6 protein-coding genes are annotated in these 11,679 nt (G+C 38.7%); 2 read left to right on the forward strand and 4 right to left on the reverse strand.

Annotated elements, in window-relative coordinates:
- The first annotated feature begins 24 nt into the window (after nucleotides 1-24).
- Entirely contained in the window at nucleotides 25-921 is an 897-nt protein-coding gene (locus AADJ06_RS18590; RefSeq protein ID WP_341227994.1) for a hypothetical protein, read from the forward strand.
- Here AADJ06_RS18590 and AADJ06_RS18595 read toward each other — a convergent pair.
- From AADJ06_RS18595 to AADJ06_RS18610, 4 genes are all read right to left on the reverse strand, one after another.
- Nucleotides 918-4,511, reverse strand: a complete 3,594-nt coding sequence (locus AADJ06_RS18595; protein ID WP_341227995.1) for an alpha-amylase family glycosyl hydrolase — start codon at nucleotides 4,509-4,511, stop codon at nucleotides 918-920. The genes AADJ06_RS18590 and AADJ06_RS18595 overlap by 4 nt on opposite strands.
- A gap of 164 nt (nucleotides 4,512-4,675) precedes the next feature.
- Entirely contained in the window at nucleotides 4,676-6,220 is a 1,545-nt protein-coding gene (locus AADJ06_RS18600) for an arylsulfatase (RefSeq protein ID WP_341227996.1), read from the reverse strand.
- A gap of 6 nt (nucleotides 6,221-6,226) precedes the next feature.
- A complete protein-coding gene (locus AADJ06_RS18605; protein WP_341227997.1) occupies nucleotides 6,227-8,962 on the reverse strand; it encodes a sugar-binding domain-containing protein in 2,736 nt (911 codons plus the stop codon).
- A gap of 34 nt (nucleotides 8,963-8,996) precedes the next feature.
- Nucleotides 8,997-10,550, reverse strand: a complete 1,554-nt coding sequence (locus AADJ06_RS18610) for a sulfatase (RefSeq protein WP_341227998.1) — start codon at nucleotides 10,548-10,550, stop codon at nucleotides 8,997-8,999.
- A gap of 142 nt (nucleotides 10,551-10,692) precedes the next feature.
- Here AADJ06_RS18610 and AADJ06_RS18615 point away from each other — a divergent pair, with 142 nt between their 5' ends.
- The gene (locus AADJ06_RS18615) at nucleotides 10,693-11,679 is read left to right on the forward strand and encodes a nucleoside hydrolase (RefSeq protein WP_341227999.1); all 987 of its coding nucleotides are present in this window, start codon (nucleotides 10,693-10,695) and stop codon (nucleotides 11,677-11,679) included.

Raw genomic sequence — 11,679 nt, forward strand, 5'->3', positions numbered from 1 at the left:
ACATTGGAGTCATTTCAAACTTCTATGAGACAGTTTTTAGCATTATTGGGAATTTCATTCTTCTTTTTCTCTTGTGAGAAATCAGAAGTTTCGACACCCGAAAGACAAAGACTGGTAGGATACAAACAGGTTTATACTTACGAAAACAAAACCGATATTTACTCCGGAGTTTACAATTATGACCAGAATGGCTACCTAATAATAGAGGCAAAAAACGACACTTCTTATTCTAATATCACTGGACAAATAACCCCAGTAAAGGTAACCCATGAATACTTTTATAACACCGAAGGCTATTTGGTAAGGAAATATAGCGAAGCCCAAAGTATCACACTAGTAGACCAAGCCGAGGTTAATTATAGCTATAAAAATGAATTATTATCACTAGAAGACTTTAATGAAAATGTACGGGAGTATCGCTATGATAACCAAGGAAAACTCAGCACAACGATTTTCACAAACAAGTTTTCCGGAAATAAAACCATAGTGGACTACAACAATGATATCCCACTAAATTATGTTAAAACAAATGAAGGGTTTACCTTCTCGAAAGAAAATGAGAATACCTTTTTAGACAGCGATTTGCTTTTAAAAAGATACGAGAAGTATAGTAAAAACGAGCTCATTTTTGAGCAGGACTATACTTTACAAAAAAGCGGATTACCAGAGTCAGCCCTTCCTACCTTTAAGGGATTTCCGAAAATAAAAGCTTTTGACTACCGCATAGGTATAGAGAAGGAAATTGTAACACATAAAACCATTAATGGTGTCAGAATACTGTCAGACGAAAGAACTTTAAATCCTGAGTTTGACCAAAATGGCTATTTAATCAGGAACAGTGGTCAGGAACTTCTAAATCAAGAAACCGACAACCCCATCTTTCGAGACCTTCTTTTCGAGTACTATTATGAAGTGTATTAGCGGATAAAGACTCTTTTTGTTCGTGTTCCTTTTTCTGTCAAAATCTGAAGAATATATGTTCCCGAACTCAAATCCTGGGTGCTTAAATGCTTTACATTTTCAAATGTCTTCAGCTTTTCTCCTTTCATATTAAAAAGGTAGGCTCCTATTATTTTCTCAGACGACTGTACTTTTAAAACGCCCTCACTAGGGTTAGGGTAAATCAAAATCTTTTGTTTTGGCTCGGTAGCCAAAATGACCTCTTCAGAAATAGCAAAATCCATAAAAACATCACCCCCTGTTTTACTTTTCCCTTCTAAGCTTCCGTCTTGATTTCTGAAAACCATGGCTATTCTATACCAAGTGGCACTAGTCGGCACACCAGAGAAATATTTATTTGGTGTAAGTGAAATCTGCCATTTGGTATCAGAGCCACTCACTTTGTTCATTTGACCTATTCCGTCATCTTGTCCCCAGTTTCCTTTGGTGTACTCCCAGTTTTCATCAAAAAGCGAAGCCGTAATAATACCGGCATGCATATAAACCTTTTCAGCTCCTACTAAGCCCGCCGTGCCATTTCCATTAGCAGCAGCGGCATCAAAAGTGATGGTGATTGGCGTGTTTTTATAAAACTCTTTTGGGCTAATTTTTACTACCTCCGCTTCTGATTTCAAGTTTAGCCAGATTAATTCTTTACCATAACCAAAGCCTTGGGTTAGCGTATCCTTACTTTTTAAATAAAGACCAATTTTATAAATTTCTTCTTGCTCTGGAACATTGAAATACGCCCTTGGGTTTAAGCTTAATTGCCAGATATTCTCTTCAGCAGAGCTTAAAGTAAGTTCGTTCTCAGCACTTGGGTCAATTTTCAAATATTTTAAATCGACGCTATTAGGCGAATCTGTTACCACACCTGCCGCCAGAAATATCTGGTCAAGCTCTTTAAAATTGCCCTCACTCTCTGCCAAGTTTGCTCGCAAATTAAGCGTTACACCCGTCCCAGCTGAAAAACTCTCTGGCTCCGTAAAAACAATAGGCTCAAAAGTGGTAAGCAAACCTTCTTCTAGCTCCTGAAGCTTCACCGAAGTATAAATATGAAACTCCCCGGGGCTAAGCTCAAATACATGTTTTTCAGTACTAAGACTTAATGAGTCACCTGAAAAGTATTCAAACCACTTTCCTGCTTTAGGGAATACTATTTCTTTCGACTGAGTATTTATGTCAAAGTTTCCAACGATAAAGGCACCCATCTCATCTGCCTCAAAACTTATACTTTTTACGGCTTGATTTAAAGAAGTTTTGACAGTTCCTTCTGAAAATGTAGTTCTGTTATTCTGAACAAGATTTATGATAGCTGCATAAGCTTTGTATAAGTCTCTTCGCTCTTTTTGTTCGTAATAGCCTAAGCCACCTTCACCCCATGCTTGTGGTTTATTTCCTACTCTTCCATTAAAATCGATGGCCACATCATAGCCGAGTTCTTGAAACTGCCACATCATTTTTGGTCCAGGCAGCGTAAAGAAAAAAGCGGCCAACATTTTGTTTCTATTGAGTGCTATTAGCTCGTTGTTGGTATCGTAGGTGGTTGTTTTTATGGTACTATTATCGGCTTTATAAATCAATCGCTCCTCATCATGGCTTTCCATGTAAGCCACTTTCCCAAAGTCAGCAACATCAGAAATGTCTGTGGTAGCTTTTCCTGTCAGTAAATCTCCATAGGTATGCGTATAATTTCCCCAAGTTAGCATTCCAGCCTCTTGAAGTTCTTTCTCTTCGCTTTCTACAGCAAAATGCTCCAAAATCACATAAGCATCTTCTTTTTGCTCCCATATTTTAGATGCCATTCTTTTGAGAATAGCTATTCTAGCATCATCTTTTTGCCCCCATTTGTCAACATCATTAGGATTATTGGTTTGCGTAAACCCTTTTGACAAATCAAACCTAAAACCGTCAAAATGGAATTCATTGAGCCAGTAGGCGTTCACATCATCTACAAAAGACTGCGTATAAACGCTTTCATGGTTAAAGTCATAGCCTACATTAAATGGGTGCTTTGGTTCTTCGTTAAACCAGGGACTATCTGCCGCTGGTCTATTATTGGCCTCATCCCAATACATTTTCACCATGGCGTTTTGACCGTAGGCATGATTTAAAACCATGTCTAAAATCACAGCAAAACCTTCTTGGTGTGCTTTCTGAATAAAACTCTTTAAATCATTTTTTGAACCATAATATTTATCAGGAGCAAAGAAGTAGCTTGGATTGTAACCCCAACTTTCGTTCCCTTCAAACTCCATAATAGGCATAAGTTCAATAGCATTAACGCCTAAGGTTTTCAAATAACTGAGGGTATCAGAAAGGTCTTTATAACTGTGTGAGCCTATAAAATCACGAACTAGCAGTTCATAAATTATCAAGTTTTCTTTGGCTGGCTTCTGCCAAGAATTTTCACTTTGATTCCATTCGAAGGAATTTTGACCAGTTTGTAAAACAGTAGCTACGCCAAAATCAGTTCTTTGATATGCAGGCAAATTAGGATAAAGCTCTTCTGAAATATCGCCGTCATTCCATGGGTCTGCTACTTTATCGGCATAAGGGTCGCCTATTTTTATTTCACCGTCCACCCAGTATTGAAAAACGTACTCTTTTAAGGCTGTTAAATTGTCAATTTCTAACCAAAACAGTTCGCCATCAGGAGTCTTGTTCATCAAAAACTCATCTTGGACTTCCCAGTTGGTAAAATCGCCTACCACGTAAACAAAACTTTTCTGCGGAGCTTCCAATACTAAAGTTACCTTAGACTGGTCTTCCGAATAATTTATTCCCTTTTTTAATCCAAGGGGCACCTCCTTAGAACTGATTGTTTTTTGAATCACAAATTGGTATTCCTTTGTTATTTTTTGGGTGTCTAACTCAAAAATAGCTTCTGCTAAAAGTGTGGCTTTCTGAGTTACTTTTGGTGTATAATCAAAATCAATGGTCCGACTATTATCCTCCGAACTTAATAATTCAAAACCCTTACCTTGGTCTAAATATAAGGAAAGCTTGGTAGCTTCAGTAGATGCATCTGCTCTAAAACTAACAGCCTCGTCTTCTTTCAAATAAATGCTAGACGCTGTAGGAGCTGAAATTTGGACATAATTATTGACCGTGATATCAATGTAAATATCACCATTTGAAGCTACGCTACCACCACTAAAATCACCTGGAGTTCCTTTTCCTTCGTTACTTCCACTGGCGTTTCTAAAAACCATGGAAAGTCTGAAAATATTGATGTCCGTTCGCACACCATAATATGCGGCAATGTTTGAGATTTTAATTGACCAGAGATCTTCTTGACCAACCACTTTGGTCATTTTCCCTAGGCCATCATCTTCTCCCCAGTTTCCTTTGACATATTCCCAAGCCGTTCCGTTTGGTTGGTCAATAACCACACCCGAATGCATGTAAACGTTAGTGGCTCCCACCAAACCTTTTGTGCCCTTCGATGCGTCAAAAAATATTTCTATTTCATCATTAAGGCTAGGATTTTCTGGAGTAACTTTTACTATCTGAGCTTGCGAGCATAGCAAGCAAAATACGAAAAGAATGGAAAGTGTTATTTTTTGCATTTCAATAGGTTAATGTCTTACAAAATTAGGTCTAAACTACTTTCTATTCGTCCCGATTTAGAATGACCGTACAGCTTCTAAAACAGCAAAAGCAGCCATTAATGGCTGCTTTTGCGTACCGATTTATAAATGGGTACAAATATTTCTAATTGATATCAATTTTATCAATGTAAGACCACATCAGTTTGCATCGGTTTGAAATAGCCCTCGGTAGCTTTTTCAAACTCTGATTTTAGGCTAGCTCCTAGCTCAGATTCCTCTTCAAAAATGTTAGTCATTTCTCCTGGGTCATTTTTAACATTATAAAGTTGCTCTTCTTGGCTTACGCCAACTTCAATATTGACCTGCTTGCTTACGGCACTTCCTTTATATCTTGGGATATAGGCGTAGTCACCTTTACGATAAGACAAACGGCCTGTGGCTTCTAGAACCAAATTCTCTCTACCTACTTCGGATTCTCCTAAAAACGTGTCCATAAAATTTTGACTGTCGTCAAAATCAGATTTTGCTCCAACTAAGCTAGCTAAAGAGGCCGCTAAGTCTAGCTGACAAACCATGGCATTAGAAACACCTGGCTTCGCTTTCCCTTTCCAAGAAACTATAAAAGGAACTTTAGTACCCGCCTCAAAAAGGCTATACTTACCACCTCTCAATACACCTGCAGGTGTATGGTCGCCCAATTTCTCAACAGCTTCATCATAATAACCGTCGTTTAAAACTGGACCATTATCGCTAGAAAAAATAACAATGGTGTTTTCTAAAAGACCTTTTTCTTCAAGGTGCTTCATGATTTCACCTACACACCAATCTGCCTCTAAAATAGCGTCTCCCCTTGGCCCTAAACCTGATGTACCAACAAAACGTTGATTAGGTACTCTAGGCACATGCGGCTGATGTAAGGCATAATACATAAAGAAAGGCTTTTCAGACTCCGTGCTTTTATCAATTTGACCTTTAGCAATATCAAGAAAATGGTCTGCCATATCTTCATCAACCCAAAGAGCTGACTTACCACCTTTCATATACCCAATACGCGGCACACCATTATGCACAGATTGATTATGACCATGATGCCATTTCATTTTGGTCATCAATTCAGGATTAGAAATTGCCGTAGGCTCGCCCTCAAAATTCTCTTTATAACTCACAAAAAGGGAGTCGTCTGCCGAAAGATTATCCACTCTTCTATTATCTACATACACGGTTGGAGTCCTATCATTTGTGGCAGCCATGATGTAGGAATAGTCAAAACCAATATCGTTTGGCGTAATACTAATGTCTTCATTCCAGTTAATGCTTCCATTGCCTAAACCCAGATGCCATTTTCCTACTACGGAGGTTTCATAGCCCTGGCTTTTAAACATATCAGCAATGGTATATGAGGCTGAATCAATTAGCATTGGAGCATCACCAGCCAGAATCTTAGCTCTTTCGTTTTTCCATGGATACTGCCCTGTTAAAAGTCCATATCTGCTAGGAGAACAGGTAGCCGAAGTAGCATAGCCACTAGTAAATCTTATTCCATTGGCCGCTAAGGCATCAATATTTGGAGTTTCAAGTGTTCCTTGACCGTAAGCACTTACATCGCCATAGCCGAGGTCGTCAGCATAAATGACTAAAACGTTGGGTTGTGTTTTTCCTTCTTCTGTTTGCTTTGTGCATGAAAGAAACAAGCTCGATAAAGCCAGTGATAAGAGTATTTTTTTCATTTATAATTATTTTTCTGATAATACTATACTAGGATTAAACGGGTAACGGCCAAAGTCTTTGCCATAAACAGCCAAACCTCCACCGTTTTTAACAGACAATTTAACTTTCAGCTCACCATCCTTTTTTAAGCTTTTTAATTGACTTTTTGTAAGTGGTATTTTGACCATGTAACCATAGCTTCCTGCTTCATGAAGAAGTCTGTCTTCTTTTTGGCTATGCCAACTTAAAATACCTCTATGGTCAGCAGGGTCATCTTCTAAGTTTACATTTTTTACGGTTACTCCATTTATTGACACCGCAACTTTTGACGGAAACTTAGTTTCGTCCGTCATTGGGTATGAGTTCTTATTTTGACTTGGCTCTGCAATAGCACCCAACATATAATCCATGTCAATCAAATCTATACCGCCCCTGTCTTTTGCAAAAAGTTCTTTGGCTCCTAGCTCCATAAGCAGGTAAGCAGACTTAGCCTTTTTAACCTCTCCACTAAACACATATTCAAAAGAACCGTTTCCTGTTCCGTTCATTTTCAGACCATCCATAACAGCCCAGCTTTTTACAGACCAGTCTGCATTTTTAGTGTCTTTTGGTGAAACCTCTAAAACAGAAATACCAGCGGAACTTATACCTCCACTCACTTTGAAATTCATAAAATTATGGTGCAGTGTTCTCCCATTCATATCTTTCAAAATAAGAGAGACAGTATATAAACCATCCATTTCTGGCATTTTAACACTTAAAGGAGCCTCTCTTTTCTGCATCCAAGGTGTGTAGTCTAGCGTTTTAGATTCGGCCGGCAACTCAACATTATTTCCTAAAGCATCTATTCCAGTGACCTGATATTCTAAAGTCATTTTTGACTGAGAAAGCTCTTCACCCGTATGGCAAGATAAGTAAATGGGAACTGATGCAATCGACCCTGCTTTGGCAGTTTGGGTTATATCTTGACCGGTGGACACATAAAATAACGAGTGAAAGTCTTTGTCTTCCATTCCTTTTACTATTTCATTCAAGCCCGTGTATTTCATAGTCCTATCAAAACGCCAGTAGCCATTCCACTCATTTATCACATCATGATGCTCGGTATATAACCAACCCGCCATTTTAGGGTGCTGTCTAAAAACATTCATCATTCGGTGGTAATCATAACTCCAGTCAATATCGCCAGTGCTACCGTCATAACCCCACACATTTCCGCATTCTGAGTTTATCATTGGCTGGTTTCCTTGAGCAAAACCATCTTCAAAATCTGCTGTGCTTCCAGCAAAGGTGTTTTTATCTAAATTGCTCATGAAAGCCTCCCATTCGTAGCCTGGCAAATAGGAGTGCCAGGAGTTGATATCGGTTTCCGTATGTCCTGCTCCGCAGCAAATGGAGTTATCTTCTACCAAACGGGTCTCATCTAAAGACTTTGCCAAATAATACATAGATGCCACCCAATACTGCGTTTTAGGCAGGTATTTTCTATCAATTTTGCCCTGCTCATTTTTGACATCAGTTCTTAATCCCCAGGTTTCGTTAAAGGTAATCCAGGAGAAAATAGAAGGGTGATTAAAATCACGTTTTATCATTTCGCGTAAAGTGTACTCAGATTCCTTTTGAGCGTCAGCATCTGGCTCACCCCAACTGTTTGGCAAATCGGCCATTACCAGTAAACCTAATTTGTCAGCCCAATAAAGCTTTCTTGGAATATCAATTTTAATGTGTGTTCTAAGTCCATTCAGCCCTATGTCTTTACATAGCTGAATTTCATTTTTCATAAATTCATCTGTAGGAAAAGTATAGAATCCATCAGGATGATAAGACTGGTCTAGCGTAAGCTGCAGGTAAAGTGGCTTATTATTTAATGCTACATAAGGGATGTCTGTACCAGGTAAATTAGTCACCGATATTTTACGCATTCCAAAATATGACTTCACTTTATCGTCTGCCACAGTGGCCGTAACATCATAAAGATATGGGTCTTCAATAGACCATAAACGGGCATTCGCTAAATTAAAAGTAGCTTCAAAACGTTTTTGACCTGCCTTGATTTCTGTCTTTAATTTACCACTTACTCCCGCCACAGTCAACTCAAGTATTTCATCTTTCATGGCTGCCTGCCCTAACTCTCCTTTGATAGTAAACTGCCCTTTGTCTATGTCTGGAATAAAGTGAAGGTAATCTAAATAAGTAGCCCCTCTCGCTTCCAAATAGGCTGTTTGCCAAATACCTCTTGCATTTCCGTAGCCTTGCTTTCCGTAAAGGGTAAACATTCTACGGGCATCATCTACTCTTATTACTAGGCTTTGAGTTTTGCCGTAGGTCAAGTGTTCTGTCAGGTCAAAAGAAAATGGTGTATAACCTCCTTCGTGTTTTCCAAGAAGTTTTCCATCAAGCCAAACTGTGGTTTCCCAATCTGAAGCTCCTATGGTAAAAAAGGTGCGTTTGCCTTTCCAATTTTCTGAAACAGATATGCTTTTTTTATACCAGGCAATGTCGGCCTCATCTGCCACCCCTGAAAGTTTAGAACCCCATGGAAAAGGGACGTTAATTTCTTTAGAGAAATCAGTATTTCCAGAAGTCCAGTTTTGATTTAATCCTACATCTAAGCTGTCAAATTCAAATTCCCAAATACCGTTTAAATTTTGCCATTCTGGTCTTTCAAAATCTGGTCTTGGATGTTCTGGCAAAGGTATACTTTGCCCCATAGCGGAGTTCAGCCCTATAAAAAAGGCTAATAAAACATAAATTGATTTCATTTTCTTAGGATTAAAGTAATTAGTTAAATTAAGATTAGTCCTCAGTACCTTGGCTTCCCCACCAGTCGGCGTTAGGCTCATAAGTATCTGACAACATTCGCTTTCTTTCTTTTTCTAATTTAGGCAGTAGTATTTTTTGGTACTTTTCTAGCACCTTATCGTATTTTCCTTGGTCAAAAATGGGGTCTTGTTCGGCAAATTCTGCCTTAGTTTCAGCCAGCCATTTCTTAAGTTTCATATATAGTTCATCAGCCTTAACAAACTTAAGTTTACTCAAATCATTTTTTTCCTCTGGGTCATCTTGAAGGTTATACAGCTCATTCCTTTCGTCTTCCCAATAATGAATCAGCTTCCAGTCGCCTTCTCTAATAATAGAAGATGGCTCACCGCCTTGGTTTCCGTAATGTGGGTAATGCCAATACAAATCTCTATCGATTTTCTGCTTATTAGTAATTAAAGGCATAAGGTTTACGCCATCTACATGTTGAGAATTTTGAGGAGATAAACCAGCTAAACCTAACAGCGTAGGATAAAAATCCATGCCTATAACTTTATCTGAAATCACTTTAGGAGCCATGCCTGGGGCTGCTATTAAAAAAGGCTCCTTAATTCCTCCTTCCCACTGGTATCCTTTACCTCCACGAAGTGGTGCATTTGAAGTAGAAAACGCGTCTCCTGAGGCTACACCTCCATTATCAGATGTAAAGACTACAATAGTATTTTCTGCCAAACCTAATGCTTCTAACCTTTTTAAAACTATTCCCACGGCATCATCCATGGTTTCTACTAAGCCAGCATAAACGGGGTTATCTTGATGCTGACGAATAGGTAAAACTCTTTCCATTTCAAAACCCGAGTCAGCTATTCCCGTCTCCTTAGCTTTGTCTTGATATTTCTGCCACTTTTCCTCAGTCGTTTGAATAGGACCATGAACAGCATAAAAAGATAAAAATGCGAAGAAAGGCTTCTCCTTGTTCTCTGAAATAAAATCTGCTGTTTCATTGGCTAGCCTCATTGATAGGTTTTCACCGTTTTCACCGTCTTCCATTTTTGGGTTCTTATAGGGCGAAAAATAACCTCCAAAGGGACTACCGGCGTGATAACCTCCTACATTAATTTCAAAACCATGGTCTTCAGGATGAGAACCTTCATCTCCTAAATGCCACTTTCCTGCGAAAAATGTCCGATATCCTTCTTCTCTAAAAGCTTCTGCAATAGTAGTTTCTGTTTGCGGGAGCTCATGAATATACGTAGCAGGTAAAAGTTTACTCGCTCTTCCTGCCTTACGCCAGTCTGTTCCTGATTTCGCACCAATCCAGTCTGTGATTTGTAACCTTGCAGGCGATTTCCCTGTCATGATAGCCGCTCTAGAAGGGCTACAAACTCTGCTCGCCGCATACCCATTTACAAAGTTTTGACTTTTGGCTGCTAAACCATCAATATTTGGGGTTTCATAATAAGTACTTCCAGCGTACCCGAGGTCGTGATAGCCTAAATCATCGGCCAAAATAAAAACAACATTTGGCTTTTTTTGAGCCTGTACTGCAGTCCCGATTAATGTAATCAGGAGTACCTTTAAATACCTCATTTTTTATAACGGTTGAATAGTATGGCGAATCTACAAAAAATGATTCAAGCATTCTTCTAGTTTAAAAATGAAATTATAAATAGTTTTAACTTCCCAATTAGAAATAATCAAACCTTTACTTTAAACTATTATTCAACCCAAAATGAGAAGACTAACTATTCTAGCACTATTCCCTTTACTCCTTTTATTGTCCTGTAAAGAAGGTAAATCTGTAGAAAAAACCAAAGTCATTTTTGACACCGATGCTAACAATGAACTAGATGACCAGCACGCCCTTGCCTACCTTTTAAGTAATGGTGACTACTTTGATATTAAAGGAGTAACTGTAAATGCTACGCCCAGTGGAGGTGAAATTAATTTACATTATGATGAGGCTGAAAGAATATTGAAACTCTATAATCTTTCGGGTCAAATCCCTCTATTTAACGGAGCCAATGCAAATTTTGAAGATATTATAGCCTCAGACTCCCTTGAAGGTGATGGTTCGGCGGCGGTTGATTTTATGATTGAAGAAGCCAACAAAGGAGGCTTAACTATTATAGCTGTAGGAAAACTTACAAATGTGGCTTTGGCACTAAAAAAAGACCCAACTTTTGCTGAAAAAGTAAGGTTGGTTTGGCTTGGCTCTAATTATCCAGAACCAGGAGAGTATAATCAAAACAGCGACCCTGCGTCTATTAATTATTTACTTGATTCTAATATTCCTTTTGAAATGGTAACTGTACGATATGGCGATCCGTCTGGTACCGATGCGGTCAAAGCCCTTCAATCTGACATTCAAGAAAAAATGGTGGGACTGGGGCCTGAAGCCACAGAAGAGATTACAGGTAGACACGGTGATACTTTTAGTCATTTTGGCGACTATGCTATTAACCTTTTTGACCATATTTCAATGCACGGCACTACTCCTTCTAGGCCTCTTTTTGATATGGTAGCAGTGGCTATTGTTAAAAATCCATCTTGGGGAGAAGCGAACGAAATACCTGCTCCTATCTTGGAAAATGAAGAATGGAAAGAACGACCAAACAACACAAGAAAAATTACGGTTTGGGAAAACTTTGACAAAGAAAATATCATGACAGACTTTTACAGCCGAATGGAAAATTACACGCTCCCTGAAACGAAATAG

It is taken from the genome of uncultured Arcticibacterium sp. (assembly GCF_964021845.1).
Classification (GTDB): Bacteria; Bacteroidota; Bacteroidia; order Cytophagales; family Spirosomataceae; genus Arcticibacterium.